This is a genomic window from Myxococcota bacterium, from assembly GCA_040387835.1.
GTDB lineage: Bacteria > Myxococcota > UBA727 > UBA727 > JABDBI01 > JAZKCZ01.
This window is the reverse complement of the sequence record JAZKCZ010000003.1, coordinates 1-14,773: the sequence shown is the minus strand read 5'-3', so window position 1 is coordinate 14,773 and position 14,773 is coordinate 1. Positions and strand designations below refer to the sequence as shown.

The window sequence follows — 14,773 nt, the reverse complement described above, 5'->3', positions numbered from 1 at the left end:
GATAGCTCCATTCGGAGGCTATCATGAGAAAAATACTTACTTTGGCAATGCTGCTGGTAACCACTTCGGCGCTAGCTGCCCCGCCAGAATGCTATGAAGCGATTGCAAAAAGCAAAGCCGTTCGCACTTGGCTCAAAGAACGCCAAGGCATCAACATCACTGAAATCAAACAGATCCGGGCTAACCGGTGTATCTTGTGCTTCGATTTCAAACTAACCATGGAAAAAGATGGCAAAGAATCGGCCACGGTTTTTTCAACGGAAGGCTCACTGTCACAGCGAGAAATTATTGTGCGTTGGCGTAAAGATGCGCAATTGTTTTAACAATCAAATCATTCTCAATGTTCACATGGGCGCCTGGCTGCAAAGCGCCTAAAACCGTCTTTTCTAAAGTATGCGGCACCAAGCAAACCCCGAAGCTTTGCTTGTCCACCTGATTCAAAGTTAAACTAACGCCTTCGATCGTGACGGAGCCTTTGGGCACGCAGTATTTCGTAATCTCTTTGGTGGCTTCGAAAACAAGCTCGAGCGAGCCGTCAATTTCGCGTCTGCTCAAAACTTCGCCAACGCCATCGACATGGCCCTGCACCAGATGCCCTCCTAGTCGATCGGATAAACGCATAGCTTTTTCGAGGTGGACACTAGAGCCGTTGATTAAACCCCCCAAAGTTGTTTTGGCAAGCGTTTCAGGGCCAAGATCAAATATGAGGCAGCGGTTTTCTAACGTCGTTAAGCAAACACCGTTGACGGCAACACTATCCCCAGCGGCAACATCGCTTAGGTCCATGGTGGACTCGATGCTAACCCTGCCGCCTTGCCGGTTAAAAGTGCCAATGTTTTGAATAATGCCCGTGAACATAGGGAAAATACTGAACCCAGCACCAAAAATGTCAATCTGGGCCTATGAATCCTGGTGAAAAATGGATTTGAACCTACTTTAAGTGAATGGCGCGATTGGCAAGGCCAGATAACCGATTTTGCCAGTGGCCTGGGCACCGATGTCATGCCTGAAAGTATCGGGGCACAGTCGATTCCCGGGATCGTAGAAGAACCTCTCACTGGTGGTCTCTCTCAAATTCTGGCGCTGCTCCATGAGGGGTGCGCAGAGGCAATGGGCACCACCGCTGCTGGCTATCTCGCCTATGTCCCGGGCGGGGGCATTAAAAGCTCTGCGCTTGCTGGCTTTATTGGCAACTTAATGAACCGCTTTACTGGCATTGAGTCTCATGCGCCCATGTTGATTAGTTTAGAAAACAGCGTTTTAAATTGGTTGTGCGACGAGTTCGGTTTACCGACCGGCGCGTTCGGTATCTTCACCTCTGGCGGCTCGATCGCCAACTTAACCGCGCTCATGGCCATGCGCGTTCATGCCCTGGGTAAGTCAGGCGATTTCTCTAAAGCCATTATTTATGTGTCCGATCAAGTTCATCACAGTGTCAAAAAATCAGCATTTCTGGCGGGATTTCCCCCAGAAAACTGTGTGGCAATTGCCACGGATTCAGCCTTTAAATTAAGTATGCCGGCGTTGGCAGCGCAGCTGAAGCAGGATCGCGCCAATGGCCTAAGGCCCATCGGTGTGGTCGGCTCCGCAGGGACAACCAACACAGGCGCCATCGATCCATTCGAAGACATCGCACTACTGTGCCGGGCCGAAAGCCTTTGGTTTCATGTCGATGCCGCTTACGGCGGTGCGTTTGTATTGTGCGAAGATGGCAAAAAACGCCTTCGCGGCATTTCTATGGCCGACTCAATTACCTTCGATCCTCATAAAGGCATGTTTCTTCCTTATGGCACCGGCTGCTTGCTGGTGAAAGATCGAGAGGCGTTGCTGCGCATTCATACCTACCAGGCGGATTATCTGGCCAATTGCGATATCAATTCGCCTGCCAGCTTAGGCCCTGAGCTAAGCCGCGAATTTCGGGGCCTGAGGCTATGGTTGCCTTTGATACTCCATGGCGCTGGTGCATTTCGGCAGGCATTGGGCGAAAAATTAGCGTTAACGCATTGGCTAGACGAACAATTGCGACAGTTACCGATTGAAATCATGGCGAAACCAGAGCTTAGCACTTTGATTTTCAAGCCAACCGGCACGGTTTCGAGCGAAGAGTTAGTGAAACGGGTAAACGCTTTCGGTCGCGTTTACCTGGCACCGACGCGCATTCGTGGCGAGTCAGCGGTTAGAGTTTGTATTCTGAGCTTTCGAACGCATTTAGAGCAAGTGCAGATGTGTTTCGAGGATATTCAATTGGCGCTAAAAGACTAGAGTCGGAGAATTTCCCGTATACCGCCACCGCAAGCATGATTAGGCACAGGACTGTTATCCCGGCCCGCCTTGAGGATGTTTAAAAGACGCCTATAAAGCTGAAATATGAAACAACATTGCGGGACGATTGCAACATTGCTTATGGTTATTTTTTTTGCGAGTACAAAAATACACGCCGATGAGCCTCAAGATAGCGGGACTCAAAAGTGTGAAGATTTTAATGATTTTAAAATGGCTCTACTTTCAGATCCAAGCGGAAAAGTTGCCTATGACCAATTTTTGGCTAACTGCGACAAGGATAGAGATAGAGATGTTTTCTTGAAACTTACGAATTGGCGGCTTTGGATCGGCATAGAGTGTAGCGATGTTGCTCTTCTTAAGTCCCTGGATCAAAGTGCTGTCAGGGCTGTGATAAATAATGGTTGCCCTGCTCCGGTAAAATATTACGAGTGCCCTTTGCCAACAGATGGCGGCGATGAAGCTGACAAGCTGGACGTTGACGATTTACGCGCCGATGAGCCTCAAGATAGTGGGACTCAAAAGTGTAATGATATAAATAGAGATTTTGGAATGGCGCTAGTTTCAGATCTAAGCGGAAAGGTTGCTTATGACCGATTTTTGAATAGCTGTGACAAAGATAGAGATGTTTTTCTGAAACTTACGCATTGGCGGCTTTGTGTCGCTGTAAAGTGTAGCGATGTTGCTCTTGTTAAATCCCTCTTGTCCTCAGATGAAGATGCCTTTCAAGCTGTCGTAAATGATATTTGCCCTGCGCTAATACGGGAATACGAATGCCCTTTGCCAACAGATGGAAGCGGTGAAGCTGACAACCTCGACGTTGACAATTAAAGCGCCAAAAGTACGAATGAAGGCATGTTAGAGTTTGTATTCTGAGCTTTCGCACGCATTTAGAGCAAGTGCAAATGTGTTTCGAGGATATTCAAAGGGCCGTTATTTGAGCTTACCTGCTGCCCCAGCCACAACCCCTGCGCTGGCAACTGCCATGGCGCCAAAAATCCAAGGACCAAAGGTTATGCCAGCACCCGCTGCCATTGCATACATAAATAACCTACCAACGCTAATCCCCGCTCCCGCAGGTGGGACGCCGCCAGTAGCATGAGCCATAGAAAGGTTTCCAAGAAGTAAAAGAGCACACAGCGTGATTTTTTTGTTCATGACTTATGCAACGTTGTGCTTGTGGTTAGTATTTCAAAAAATCCGGCAGACCCAAGATGGTTGTTCTGACGCCAAGGATGGTGAGGCCTACCCAGGCAAAACGACAAGCTATGGTCAGCATGTCGCTCCCAAACGCTCTCACCTCAGGGTGAAGATTGGGACAGGCTAAAGATGCATTGCCCATCAACAAGAGGGTGCACAACATGATCTTTTTCGTCATGCAACATCAACGTAAAGAGCCGCGCCCCTATTTCGATCCGCTAGGATTCTTGATTGCAAGCCCCTCCACGATCATGGCCAGGACGCTAGCTATTCCCCCTGCGCTAGCAACACAATATATTACATAACCCGCGCCAAGTTTAGACCACGTACCCGCACTAAAGGACGCATGCGCAGGTAGGGAGTATGAAATGCTGGCGACAAGAAATGCTGTGCATAGAACGAAATTTTTCGACATACGCAATTAGCTGCGCGAGTTGCGCTCTTATTCCTTGCGGCGTACTCCGGGCTCTATCAAAATCTTATGAGCTGCGAACAGCATCCATGGGCCGATACCGCCTATTTGTTGGAGAAATACTACGAAGAGGCCACCGTAAACACAAGATCCTGCAAAATCCGCAGCAAACTTGCGAAACGAGTCTGCGTTGGCAGTTTGCGCAAATGAAAGGCAAAAAAGAAGCATGATACTTAGACGGATTGTTCGCATTTTTGCGCTCTCTAGGTCAAAATATATTCAGTCAATACGGGTCTAAGAAACGGATGAGCTGCCTTGTAGAGTATCGGAAAGCACTTTATATAAACGTTTATGACACAACATTGCGGGACGATTGCGTTGGTGGGTTTGCCTAATGCAGGTAAAAGTTCTTTATTAAATGCTTTGATCGGCCAGAAATTAGCGCCGGTGACTTACAAACCTAATACGACGCGACGCGTTTTGAATGGTGTGGTTACCAAAGAAAATGCTCAGCTGATTTTTGTCGATACGCCGGGGATGACGGATAAGGGCTCCGTGCCAGCGGCTGATGTTGTTTGCTGGATTGCGGATGCGAAGCTGAACCCTACCAAGCCCCCTGCGCGTTTGCCTGAGAATGTCATCTTGATTTTGAATCAGATTGACCGGTTTAAAGACCAGAAAGAAGTCTTGCCCGTGATGCAAGCTTGGCATGAATTGCTGAACCCTGCGCTGATTATCCCTGTATCTGCGCGCACCAAAGAAGGTCTGCCGCATCTGGTGAAAACGCTTAGTTCGCTTTTGCCTGAAGCAAAATTTCTGTTTGACGAAGAAGCGATTACCGATGCATCGGAACGCGAACTCGTCGCTGAGCTTATCAGAGAGAAGGTTCTGTTGGCTCTTGAAAAAGAAGTACCGCATGCCATGCAGGTGCATATTGAATCGTTCGATGAAAGCCGCAGAGAAGATTCTAAGAAAAGTTTGGTCGATATTTCTGCCATTTTGGAAGTGGCCAGGGACGGACATAAATCCATTGTCATCGGTAAAGGCGGCGAAAAGTTGAAACAGATTGGTCAACTTGCGCGCAAAGAACTGGAAAATCTGCTGGGCAGTCAGGTAATGCTTAGGTTGTTTGTGAAAGTCAGAAAGTAGTATTTTGCGAATCTATGTTAAATAAATGACATGAATGTTGCATTTTTTCCTTTATTGATCTCAGCGCTTTCTATTTTTCTATTGGGCGGTCTTTGGTATTCTAATTGCTTATTCGGCGCTGTTTGGGTGCGTGAAGCGAAAATAGATCCTAAACCAGAAGGCCAGGGGCATGGCGCCACGCCCTTTTTGGCTTCGTTTCTATTTTCTTTGATCTCAGCCGCAATCTTTGGCTGGCTTGTCGGCCCTCATCCTGCCATCGGTCAGGCTTTAACGTTGGGATTGCTGATTGGGGTAGGGTTTGTCGCAACCTCTTTTGGCATTAATTACCAATTCGGTGGCCGAAGTTTCAAACTTTGGCTGATTGATGCGGGCTATCACATCTTGCAGTATTTGATTTACGGGGCGGTCTTTGGACTTTTGGCCTGAGCACTGTCGAAAGCTTTTGGATCTTCTAAATATTGCCGAATGATTTTTGACAGCTGCGCAGCTCTAAAGCCATCAATGAAACGATGATCGATGGTGACCGTCAGATCCAATTGCGGCCGAATGACCACTTGGCCATCCAGGGCCACGGGACGGTCTTTAATCTGCGTTACGACAAGATACACCGGTACCCGTGCGAATGGGGTAGGGGGGGGGTAGGCCTCATCAATGCCCAGCATGCCGACACTGGTGATGATAGCTGATCCAAAGGGATAAGCCTCAAGCCCCAAAGCTTTGACATTGAGACCCAGCGCGCCGGTCACATAGCCTGTGAGCCTTAAAAGGGGCCGAATTATAAAGGTAGGCAGTGCTTTGATAAGACCTTGGCTTTTCTTAAATTCCGCATCTTTGCCTGTTCGCAACTTGAGGGCGGCTGCTTTTAATTCGTGAGCAATCTCCTGGGGGCTTTTTTGATCGATATTGCAAACCTTAAACTTGCCTAAATCATAGCCATTGGGGATGGCGATCAAAAAAGCGAGATCGACGGTTTCATGCGGTATGTATCGGCCAAAGACAATGCGGCCGTTCAGATCAGGCGCAGCTTTGAGCGCAAGACCTGCGGCTCTGCCAACCAAATGGGTGATGGTTACTTTTTCTGACGCCGTTTCATTCAGCTCCTTCATATAACCCAGGGCATTGGTCATATCGATGGTCATTTTGCCATAAATGTTGCCCTCTTTAGGAGAAGCCCAGGTGGCAATGGCGAGTTTGCGGCGCGCGGTCATCTGATAAGGCTTGGTCATCATAAGGTTATAGGCAGTCGGCGCGAGTTTTGACAAGCTTTGAGGGCGGGCTCCCCCCTTGTCAGGTGAGGCTCAAACAGGCAATTAGAGGTGAGCGGCTCATAAACGCTAGTGAATTAAATGTTTAATCAAGAAATGGATACCCAAAAGCCTTCATCGGATTCTGATACCTCATTGCAGCTCAGCAGCTTGCACGGGCGCCAGCCGCCGCATGCACTGGATGCTGAGCGCGGTACTTTGTGCTCGCTGCTCATTGACGGCGAAGCTTTTGAACAAGTGAACATGGAAGGCCTGCGGGCTGACGATTTTTATCATCCTGCTCACGCGGCTGTATACGCGGCGATGCAATCGCTAGCAGCAGATCACCAACCCGTTAATACCATTACGGTGGTGGATGAGCTGATCCAGGCTCAAAAGTTGGATCAAGTTGGCGGGCCGCCATTTGTGGCTGGTTTGGAGACATTGTTTCCGACTTCCGCTCATGTGGGCGCATATGCCAAGCTGGTTAAAGATAAATCCACGCTGCGTAAGTTAATCTCTGCTGCTACCAAAGTAGTGCAGTCTTCGTATCGTCAGGATCGCAAAGTCGTTGATGTAATCGATGAAGCCGAACGGGTTATCTTACAAATCAGAGATGAAGTGTCCCAAAAGGGGATGATCCCGATTCAAGAACTGGTCAGCCTGGCGATGAAACGCCTGGAGTTGATGTTTAACAACAAGACCCATTTGGTGGGTCTGTCTTCTGGCTTCGCCGATTTTGATCGCTTAACCAGTGGCTTGCAACCGGGCGAACTCATTGTTGTGGCCGCAAGACCTTCGATGGGGAAAACAGCGTTTACTTTGAACGTTGCCGCCCATGTGGCCATGCATAGCAAAACACCGGTGGCCTTTTTCTCTTTAGAAATGGGTGCAGAGCAGTTGGTTCACCGTTTGATCGGTTCGGAAGCTCGCATCGATTTATCCAACCTTCGAAGGGGTATGGTCCAGCGAAACGAGTTTGCTCAACTGGTCGCCGCTGCCGGTCATTTAGGCGAAGCCCCTCTATATATAGATGAGACCCCAGCGCTATCGATCGCCGAAATGCGTAACAAGTGCCGAAGGATGGCTCTCAGGCATGACGTCAAACTGGTGATCGTCGATTATTTGCAGCTTATGACGGGCCCAGAAGGCTACGACAACAAGGCTACGGAAGTGGCTGAAATCTCCAAAGGCCTTAAGAGCATTGCTCGCGAACTTAAAATCCCGGTGATTGCTTTGTCCCAGCTGAATCGTGGGGTTGAATCGAGAACGGATAAGCGCCCGATGATGAGCGATTTGCGTGAATCCGGTGCGATTGAGCAGGATGCGGATATTATTGCTTTCTTGTACCGTGAAGAGTATTACTTACGCGATAAAACGCCGGAAGATAAGCAGGGCGTTGCTGAGATCATTATTGCCAAAAACCGTAACGGGCCTACAGGTCAGTTCGAGTTGCGCTTCTTTAATAACATTACGCGCTTCGTAGACCTGGATCATTCAGGACGTTAACTAGTGTCTATGCGTGCTTTAAATAAACTGTTGAAAAAAATAAAAATCGACGTAAAGTTTAGGTATGTTTAGAATTCTTGTTTTAATTTGTTTTCTATTTATGAATCACGCGTTTGCAGGACCAAATGGCACTGTTGATATCAGTGTTGTTTTAAGAGCAGCGAAGATAGCCGAAGAGCTGAAGGAAAACTACCTGCATAACCAGCTTAAAAATTGCTCGAATGATCTGGCCAAGTCCGTGGGCTATTTTAGAAGTGATGAAAATACGATAGCAAGGCGTCTGCTCGAGCTGGCTGATTCCATTGAACCTGTTTATCCTGAAGATAATCCCCCTAAAGACTCTCCGGCGTGGAGAGCCCATGCCTTGTTAGATAAGCTCGCGGCCGATTACGCTAGCCATTGTGCGAGCAAAGTGGTTGTGAACGAATTTCAAAACCATTTAAATGAACTTATAAGTCATCAACAGAATGCTCGGGCGAAATATTTTAGTAAGTTCGCTCGCAAAATGAACATCGTAATTTCGGAAAAATTTCTGTGATGCTGAAAATTGGAGCTGTCGTATTGATGGCTTCTCTTCTAACCCATTTCTCCCAACCTGGCTCGTTTGAGTATGCCTGGAATTCGGGTTGGGCGCCTACAGTGTTGCTGCTGAGTGTATGCGCCAGCCTTGACTACCGTATAAAGCCCTGGGAAAACTTGAGTGCTGCCGAGAGTGTTCGTGACCGCCGTTTGAAAACGCTGGGAGCAGCTACATGGGGCGTGGCTAATTTATTTATCAAAGTTATCTTGGCTCCGGGACTACTCCCCGATGTTTCCAGTTCAGAAAGTTTACGGGAGTGGGCACCATTGCTACTTGTTTGGGTTTTTTTGTCTGTATATACTTTGGACCGGCTGTTTAAGAAGTATTCTAAGGAACGCAACGCCCCGGCTGCGATTGCCGCTGGCACCGCCAATAAATTAGCGGTTGCAACCGTGGCTCGAGCCATCGCTCGCGATGTTTCTTTGGGCGAAACCTTCTGGTCTCAGCCAAAAAAAAATGAAGTCGCTCGTAAAGAAAAGGACGCTGAGATGATCAAAGAGCTCAATCAGGCGCATCTTAAGTTGTTTCAAGGAACGCTGGACCAGACATTCGTTGATATTAAGGCTGCTCAAAGCTGTTATTTTGGCTATTTCTGTCGGTATGAAGACGAGAGAATAGCGGCTTTGCTTCATTCTTTATCGGCGTGGGCGATCCAGTTGTATCCATCGGAGCCATCGTCTTCTTTGTCGAAGACGGACGATACAGGACCACTGGGGATTAGAAGAACTTATCCTGTGGACATGTTGGAAAGTTTTCGAAAGCGATGCCAAGGAATTTGCGATGCATCGGGCGTACAGGAGATATTGCAAAAGCGAGTTGATCAGTTGTCTGAGGAAGGGCTGCTGGATTTAGTGAGATATATGGGTCATTTCTTAGGACGGGTTGGAATTGATTTGCGGTTACGGCCCGTAAGCTAACGTTAATCTGGCATCTTTAGCTTTACATTCTTTTCTTTGATAATGGTTGCTTCACGCTGAACGCTTGTTTCGGACTGAAAAATATTGGCCTGGGATGTAATGAGTAGAATCTCACCGTCAATTTGCTTCAGGTAACGCGCTAACTCGGGCCTTAAACTAGATGCTTCTAATTTTTGAGCATGGGCAACTTTTGCGCTTAATGCTTCTAAGCCGAGTTTCAGTTCATTGAAGGTGGTATTTTGATCGCCTGAAAGCTGTTGGCTCGTTGCCTGGGAGAGGCCAATCATCTCATGAAGCTTGCTCACATATGTTAAATCCGTTTGAGGGCGCTCATGCTTAGTGTCCATAAAAACAAAATCAGCTTGGAAATCTTTGCTAAGCGAAACTGTTAACCAGTAAGCTTGCTGGTTAATCGAGAACTGATGGGTCCCAAAGTCCACCGGCAAAGTTGCCATCATGTTTGGCGAAACAGCCTGGCGATCTAGCAAAACTTTCTCATCCAAGGCGATAGTTACCAAGCAATCGTCTGTCCCGGGATGACATACAATCGGGATTTCAAGCTGGGGCTTGGCTAGTTCATCCAATCTTTCCTGTAATAGTCCAAACCAGCCTGAAAGCTCAGCGCCTAAATCATTATAGTGATTCCTGGCCATTGCGAGGCCCTCTTGATCGGTGATGAGTCGGTTTTGAATGTGAAAAAGCGAGCGCATGCTTTCTTGGTCATTTATCCAGGTTTCAGGGCGCTCAGCAAGCCTAGTTTGAAGCTTAGTTAAGAGAGCCATCGCGGCACGAAAATTATTTTGTGCCAGATAAATTCTGGCCTGTTCATATTCACAGTCACCTAATTTCTCATAAATTCGTAAAGCAAGCTCGTCTTGATGTTGCTCCTCAGCGATCATGCCAGTGGCTTTCAATGCGAGGCGTTGCACCTCGATATCCGATCGATCGCGGGGGGTAAGATAAGCCATCGATGCAAACAATTTGCTAGCTGCGTCTAACTGGCCCTGATGCACTTTAATTGCGGCCAGTAGGTAAACGCGCTGGAATTCATAACGCTCAGCTTTGGGAAGATTCAGCAATATTGCTTGGGACTGCTCAAATTTGCCCGACAGAAAGAGAGCCCGAGCTTTTGCGTATGCCCCTGCCGTTTTTGGCTCAGCCCCCTCAGTGCTTATTGGAAAGGCACGTAGGAAAGATTGAGCGATTGCAAACAGGTCGTCCGTCTTAAGAGTTCGCTGCTTTTGCAAAAAGTCTTGAATGGCATCGATTCTGTCCCCCAGCGCGTTGGCTTGCTCCCGGAGGGGTGCTGCGCTGCCTGCACAGAGGGTAGAATATATAAATATGAGCAATGCTGCTCTCATTAACTAACTATAGTTTATAGTTTCGATTGAAATCAATTTGGAATCGTTGTTACCTTGGATTAATGAGAAAGCTCTGGATTCCCGCTATGTTTGCCCTGACAGTGCTGGCAGGGGAAGAAAGGTCGATAAAAACGATTGGCAAAAACCTTGAAGAAAAACTGTGTGTTGTCAAAGTTAAGTCCGACTGCGCAGAGCAAAGTTTTAAAGGAACTAGCGGCTCGCTAATAAATTTGAACGGCATGAAGTTTAAATCCAGCAAGTTTACGCAAGCCAAGTTAGACTATGTATCCGCCAAGGGGACCGATTTTCAAGATGCGGATTTTACTGATGCTGAGATAGAGCATTCTCATTTAGACAGGATTATTGGTCGCGGGGCCAATTTCTATCATACCAAGATCAGTGACTCGAGCTTCAAAGGCGCAAGCTTGGCTAAAGCAAATTTCTCCAAATCTGCCCTAACGCATGTGGATATGAGTGGTGCAAGACTTCCTGATGCCAAGCTAAACAACGCTCAAATTGTTGATTTAAACTTGGTTTCCAGTAATGCGGCCCGCGCTAATTTCGCGCATGCACATATAGAGGGCGTCAATTTTAAGCGCGCGAAACTTTCTAGCGCGCAGTTTGAGTGCGCCGTCTTCGCTGGTTCCATACAATTAGAAGGAGCCAGTTTGGGGCAAGCGAACTTTAACGGCATCCGGATGACCCATGCCAAATTGAGCGACTTGGATCAAAAGCAAGTTAAGCAGCGCGCCTGCTTTGCCGTGGATACAGAGGGTGAATTGCATCGATCGTCTTCATGCGAAGGACAAAAGATGCTCGATTGCTGCGGCGAGCTGGCAGAAAAAGATATTTGCGAAGGTTCGGGTCAAATCTGCCAGTGGAAGCAGGACAAATGTCTAAGCCAGTGCACCTTCTCGGAAAAGAAAGCATGCGATTCCGCTTCGATATGCCGCTGGAGTTCAGCACTAAATCAATGTTATGCCAAATAATTTCAACGATTGCTTGAACTCATCCCGAGTCGTTTGATATTGTATATTTATGAGACATTTTTGTCTGGCCATGTTCCTGGGTTTTTCCTGCGCAAGCGTGGCTCAGACAGCCCGAATCAGCTTTTTGGAACCTGAGGTCAAAAAGCCGATTCGCGAAGAAACGGCGGAGTTTACTTTTAAGCTTACTCAATTATTTGGCAGCAATTGGGTGGGTCCAGGCTTATCCCTAGGCTTCAATCTACCAATTGGAGCCGGCAAGATCGCGAACACTTTGCAACTAGGCGGACAGATCGCTGGCTACTATCAGTCGAGTACTTACGCATTGGACCCATCTGTGTCTGCCCGAGTCATGTTACCCATCGGCCTCAGCGAGGGCAGTGGCTTTTTAGGTGTTTACGTTCAATTTCTCGCAGGGCCCACGGTCTACTTCAATAGTCCCGCAAACTGGGGCTATCATTTCGCCATCCTTCCCGGCGTACGTTACCTGTTCAATAACCACTGGGGGGTATTCAGCGAGCTAGGCTACTCTTTCCACGCACTGATTTCAGGATCGCCCGTTAGCAGAACCATCCACGGAGGCTCGGTGAGCGTAGGGGTGGCTTATGAATTTTAAGTTATTTGTCATCCCTGCGGTTATCTTGATGTTTAGCGCATGTGGTGATCTGAATGATTCAGTCTTCACGCCTAATAGCCAATACTTAGGCGGCGCAGGCGCCACCAAAGACTTTACCGGACGCGATCTTACCGGCGTCAGCTTTAGAAACCAGGATCTAACAGCGGCAGTGTTTACCCGTGCAAATCTAACCAATGCCGATTTTACCAACGCGATTCTAAATCAAAGCAGGTTTGATTCAGCCAACATTACCGGTGCGTTCTTTGTAAACGCCAAACTGAACGCCGCCAGCTTCGATAACGCCTTTGGCCAATCGCCCATCTTTAATCAGGCGATTCTAGATACGAGCTCCTGGCTAAATGCGATCGTTACAGAACCTGATTTTTCGAGAGCAAGCCTTGTCTCTGCCGTACTTAGAGGCGCAATCATGCACCGAGCAGTGATCAACGAGACAACGATCGATAAAGCCAATTTTACCGGAGCCGATTTCACAGACGTCAGTTGTGTCACGGTGTCAGCGCAAGCAACGGTATTCGAAAACGCCATCTTAACTCAGGCGCAATGCTTTCAGGGAAACTGGACCGGCGCAAACTTGAACGGGGCTCACTTGGCCCAGGGCATATTTATAGGGGTAAATCTAACCGCCGCCAACTTCACCAACGCCGATTTGACACAGGTCGACTTTACATCGGCAAACCTATTCAATGGCTCATTCGCCAACTCAATCCAAACTGGCGTTGTGTTCTGCAACACGACTCAATCAAACGGACAGGTAAATAACGACAGCTGTAATTAAAGGGGGAAAACTATGAACTACAAAATTTCGACACTAGCATTCACACTGATTTTAGGAGGCAGCGCTTGGGCTCAACGTGTGAGACATGCTCAGGGCCCAGATGGCAACGGCAATTGCGTTCTAACGGCACGCGCCAAGTGCAATAACCAGAAGTTTACTTCGGGAGAGCGCTTTGATCGTGCACACCTAAAGGGCGCTCAGTTTAAATCGACCCAGTTCATTGGCACTGAAAAAGATTTCATTCGCATGCATAGCTCTGATCTCAGAAATGCAAAGTTCGCTGGGGCTAGATTCGCATATGTAGACATGACTGCCTCAGATCTAGGAGGTGCAGACTTTGCTACGGCTCAATTTGACCGTGTACGGCTTAATAACATACGAAGCCGCGCTGCAAACTTCGCAGGGGCGAAGATTGAGAACACGCTTGTAACTCAGGGTCAGATGAAAGATTCAAAATTTGAGAGCGTCACCGCTAGAAGGGTCAAATTCAGCAAAACAGACCTATTTGACGTAGATTTCAAGAACGCGAATCTCGATTGGGTTGAGTTTGTAAATAGCAGTCTAGAACAAGCAGATTTCCAGGAAGCGATCATTCAGAACACATCATTTGAGAAATCAGACTTGGATGGCGCTGACTTCTCTAACGCCAAGTTTATTGCCAAGACCTCTTTTAGAGATGCCAGCTTGGAACGCGTCAATTTCAGGGGCGCCGATCTAAGTCAGGCAGAACTAAACTCAGCATCAATCCGACTATTGGAAGGTCACCTGTGTGGAACTAAAATGCCAGGCGGACAATATCGCTCCGGTGGCGCCGCTGATTGCAACATCCCAGATGGAGAAGGACCTGCAGAAGGGCTGCCTAATAACAGCGAGTCGGAGCGAAATTGGTCAATCGGGCCCAATTAAATCGAGACCAGATGGCCTTCTCAGGGCTTGAAAGCGATCACGTTCTACGTCGCCAGTGATCGCAAAGGTGATCAACGTATCGCGCAGAACGGCCTAAGAACGGGCTGTATTTGGATCGGGGATTATGCGCTGATCGCTGATCGTTCATGAATGCATAGGATCGACGCTCTTGGCGTTCCATACTTTTCGAAAGTTGTCGCCATGTAACCTGCTGATTTTAAACAAGTATTTCGATTCCTAAAAAAAATACGGGGGCAGCTATTGACGTCCGAAAGAATCCGAGTATTATCCCACTCACTTCGAACACGGGGCGCTGTCAGTCGGACAGAAAGCCCTTCGAAGTAAATGTCTTTTTAAGCTCTCTGAAAACCAAATAAGAAACCGAAATAAAACATGAAACGTTAATTCCGAGAGAATTAAAAAAGTAAGAACAAGTTTAAGCCAGAAAAAAATGGAGAGTTTGATCCTGGCTCAGAACGAACGCTGGCGGCATGCCTAACACATGCAAGTCGAACGAGAGTTAAGGGGCTTGCTCCTTAACAAAAGTGGCGCACGGGTGAGTAACGCGTGGATAACGTACCTATTGGTTCAGGATAACCGGCGGAAACGCTGGCTAATACTGGATAAGTTCCTAAGAAGTTCGCTTCATAGGAAGAAAGCGGGGCAACTCGCGCCGAATGAACGGTCCGCGTCCCATCAGCTAGTTGGCGGGGTAATGGCCCACCAAGGCTACGACGGGTAACTGGTCTGAGAGGACGACCAGTCACACTGGGACTGAGACACGGCCCAGACTCCTACGGGAGGCAGCAGTGGGGAA

General features: G+C 48.0%; 17 protein-coding genes and 1 rRNA gene. 13 read left to right on the top strand and 5 right to left on the bottom strand.

The features are described 5' to 3' along the window. Nucleotides 1–23 precede the first annotated feature (23 nt). Complete coding sequence (locus V4534_07370) at nucleotides 24–323, top strand: hypothetical protein (GenBank protein MES2504679.1); 300 nt, start codon at nucleotides 24–26, stop codon at nucleotides 321–323. Here the strand turns inward: V4534_07370 and V4534_07365 are convergent. Beyond that, nucleotides 286–858 (bottom strand): riboflavin synthase, encoded by a 573-nt coding sequence (locus tag V4534_07365; GenBank protein MES2504678.1) that lies wholly within the window; start codon nucleotides 856–858, stop codon nucleotides 286–288. The genes V4534_07370 and V4534_07365 overlap by 38 nt on opposite strands. A 54-nt stretch (nucleotides 859–912) precedes the next feature. Between V4534_07365 and V4534_07360 the strand changes: the two genes are divergently transcribed. Both V4534_07360 and V4534_07355 read left to right on the top strand, forming a co-directional pair. Then, nucleotides 913–2,262: a pyridoxal-dependent decarboxylase gene (locus tag V4534_07360; protein ID MES2504677.1), complete on the top strand. Its 1,350-nt coding sequence runs from the start codon at nucleotides 913–915 to the stop codon at nucleotides 2,260–2,262. A 105-nt stretch (nucleotides 2,263–2,367) separates the two neighbouring features. After that, nucleotides 2,368–3,111, top strand: coding sequence for a hypothetical protein (locus tag V4534_07355; GenBank protein ID MES2504676.1), 744 nt, complete (start codon nucleotides 2,368–2,370; stop codon nucleotides 3,109–3,111). Nucleotides 3,112–3,213: 102 nt separating this feature from the next. Here V4534_07355 and V4534_07350 read toward each other — a convergent pair whose 3' ends face one another. Both V4534_07350 and V4534_07345 read right to left on the bottom strand, forming a co-directional pair. Beyond that, complete coding sequence (locus V4534_07350; protein ID MES2504675.1) at nucleotides 3,214–3,438, bottom strand: hypothetical protein; 225 nt, start codon at nucleotides 3,436–3,438, stop codon at nucleotides 3,214–3,216. A gap of 25 nt (nucleotides 3,439–3,463) precedes the next feature. After that, nucleotides 3,464–3,658 carry a hypothetical protein gene (locus V4534_07345; GenBank protein MES2504674.1) on the bottom strand — a complete coding sequence of 65 codons (195 nt, stop codon included), beginning with the start codon at nucleotides 3,656–3,658 and terminating at the stop codon, nucleotides 3,464–3,466. 585 nt (nucleotides 3,659–4,243) lie between these two features. On the opposite strand from V4534_07345, the gene era reads away from it, so the two are divergent. Next, on the top strand, nucleotides 4,244–5,041 hold the full coding sequence (gene era, locus V4534_07340; protein ID MES2504673.1) for a GTPase Era: 798 nt from the start codon (nucleotides 4,244–4,246) through the stop codon (nucleotides 5,039–5,041). Nucleotides 5,042–5,071: 30 nt separating this feature from the next. Beyond that, on the top strand, nucleotides 5,072–5,467 hold the full coding sequence (locus tag V4534_07335; protein ID MES2504672.1) for a DUF1761 domain-containing protein: 396 nt from the start codon (nucleotides 5,072–5,074) through the stop codon (nucleotides 5,465–5,467). Here the strand turns inward: V4534_07335 and V4534_07330 are convergent. Continuing rightward, on the bottom strand, nucleotides 5,437–6,267 hold the full coding sequence (locus tag V4534_07330; GenBank protein ID MES2504671.1) for a 2-oxo acid dehydrogenase subunit E2: 831 nt from the start codon (nucleotides 6,265–6,267) through the stop codon (nucleotides 5,437–5,439). The genes V4534_07335 and V4534_07330 overlap by 31 nt on opposite strands. A gap of 120 nt (nucleotides 6,268–6,387) precedes the next feature. Here V4534_07330 and dnaB point away from each other — a divergent pair, with 120 nt between their 5' ends. The 3 genes from dnaB to V4534_07315 all read left to right on the top strand — a co-directional run bounded on the left by dnaB (nucleotide 6,388) and on the right by V4534_07315 (nucleotide 9,291). Continuing rightward, on the top strand, nucleotides 6,388–7,794 hold the full coding sequence (dnaB, locus tag V4534_07325) for a replicative DNA helicase (protein MES2504670.1): 1,407 nt from the start codon (nucleotides 6,388–6,390) through the stop codon (nucleotides 7,792–7,794). Between the two features lie 64 nt (nucleotides 7,795–7,858). Then, complete coding sequence (locus tag V4534_07320) at nucleotides 7,859–8,332, top strand: hypothetical protein (protein ID MES2504669.1); 474 nt, start codon at nucleotides 7,859–7,861, stop codon at nucleotides 8,330–8,332. After that, nucleotides 8,329–9,291, top strand: coding sequence for a hypothetical protein (locus tag V4534_07315; protein MES2504668.1), 963 nt, complete (start codon nucleotides 8,329–8,331; stop codon nucleotides 9,289–9,291). Before V4534_07320 ends, V4534_07315 begins: the two co-directional genes overlap by 4 nt. A gap of 2 nt (nucleotides 9,292–9,293) precedes the next feature. Here the strand turns inward: V4534_07315 and V4534_07310 are convergent, their stop codons facing one another. Further along, complete coding sequence (locus V4534_07310; GenBank protein ID MES2504667.1) at nucleotides 9,294–10,652, bottom strand: hypothetical protein; 1,359 nt, start codon at nucleotides 10,650–10,652, stop codon at nucleotides 9,294–9,296. Between the two features lie 62 nt (nucleotides 10,653–10,714). Here V4534_07310 and V4534_07305 point away from each other — a divergent pair, with 62 nt between their 5' ends. The 5 genes from V4534_07305 to V4534_07285 all read left to right on the top strand — a co-directional run. Then, on the top strand, nucleotides 10,715–11,641 hold the full coding sequence (locus V4534_07305; protein MES2504666.1) for a pentapeptide repeat-containing protein: 927 nt from the start codon (nucleotides 10,715–10,717) through the stop codon (nucleotides 11,639–11,641). 49 nt (nucleotides 11,642–11,690) lie between these two features. Further along, a complete protein-coding gene (locus tag V4534_07300) occupies nucleotides 11,691–12,254 on the top strand; it encodes a hypothetical protein (protein MES2504665.1) in 564 nt (187 codons plus the stop codon). Next, nucleotides 12,244–13,050 (top strand): pentapeptide repeat-containing protein, encoded by an 807-nt coding sequence (locus tag V4534_07295; GenBank protein MES2504664.1) that lies wholly within the window; start codon nucleotides 12,244–12,246, stop codon nucleotides 13,048–13,050. Before V4534_07300 ends, V4534_07295 begins: the two co-directional genes overlap by 11 nt. A gap of 12 nt (nucleotides 13,051–13,062) precedes the next feature. Beyond that, nucleotides 13,063–13,956, top strand: a complete 894-nt coding sequence (locus tag V4534_07290) for a pentapeptide repeat-containing protein (protein MES2504663.1) — start codon at nucleotides 13,063–13,065, stop codon at nucleotides 13,954–13,956. A gap of 448 nt (nucleotides 13,957–14,404) precedes the next feature. Further along, nucleotides 14,405–14,773 (top strand): 16S ribosomal RNA (locus tag V4534_07285); the annotation flags it as partial.

Excerpts from the sequence above, each read along its gene's own strand:
- V4534_07365 (MES2504678.1), bottom strand. The coding sequence starts at position 858 with ATGTTCACGGGCATTATTCAAAACATTGGCACTTTTAACCGGCAAGGC.
- V4534_07295 (MES2504664.1), top strand. The coding sequence starts at position 12,244 with ATGAATTTTAAGTTATTTGTCATCCCTGCGGTTATCTTGATGTTTAGC.
- V4534_07370 (MES2504679.1), top strand. The coding sequence starts at position 24 with ATGAGAAAAATACTTACTTTGGCAATGCTGCTGGTAACCACTTCGGCG.
- V4534_07305 (MES2504666.1), top strand. The coding sequence starts at position 10,715 with ATGAGAAAGCTCTGGATTCCCGCTATGTTTGCCCTGACAGTGCTGGCA.
- era (MES2504673.1), top strand. The coding sequence starts at position 4,244 with ATGACACAACATTGCGGGACGATTGCGTTGGTGGGTTTGCCTAATGCA.
- V4534_07290 (MES2504663.1), top strand. The coding sequence starts at position 13,063 with ATGAACTACAAAATTTCGACACTAGCATTCACACTGATTTTAGGAGGC.
- dnaB (MES2504670.1), top strand. The coding sequence starts at position 6,388 with ATGTTTAATCAAGAAATGGATACCCAAAAGCCTTCATCGGATTCTGAT.
- V4534_07310 (MES2504667.1), bottom strand. The coding sequence starts at position 10,652 with ATGAGAGCAGCATTGCTCATATTTATATATTCTACCCTCTGTGCAGGC.
- V4534_07350 (MES2504675.1), bottom strand. The coding sequence starts at position 3,438 with ATGAACAAAAAAATCACGCTGTGTGCTCTTTTACTTCTTGGAAACCTT.
- V4534_07345 (MES2504674.1), bottom strand. The coding sequence starts at position 3,658 with ATGACGAAAAAGATCATGTTGTGCACCCTCTTGTTGATGGGCAATGCA.
- V4534_07300 (MES2504665.1), top strand. The coding sequence starts at position 11,691 with ATGAGACATTTTTGTCTGGCCATGTTCCTGGGTTTTTCCTGCGCAAGC.
- V4534_07355 (MES2504676.1), top strand. The coding sequence starts at position 2,368 with ATGAAACAACATTGCGGGACGATTGCAACATTGCTTATGGTTATTTTT.
- V4534_07320 (MES2504669.1), top strand. The coding sequence starts at position 7,859 with ATGTTTAGAATTCTTGTTTTAATTTGTTTTCTATTTATGAATCACGCG.
- V4534_07335 (MES2504672.1), top strand. The coding sequence starts at position 5,072 with ATGAATGTTGCATTTTTTCCTTTATTGATCTCAGCGCTTTCTATTTTT.
- V4534_07330 (MES2504671.1), bottom strand. The coding sequence starts at position 6,267 with ATGACCAAGCCTTATCAGATGACCGCGCGCCGCAAACTCGCCATTGCC.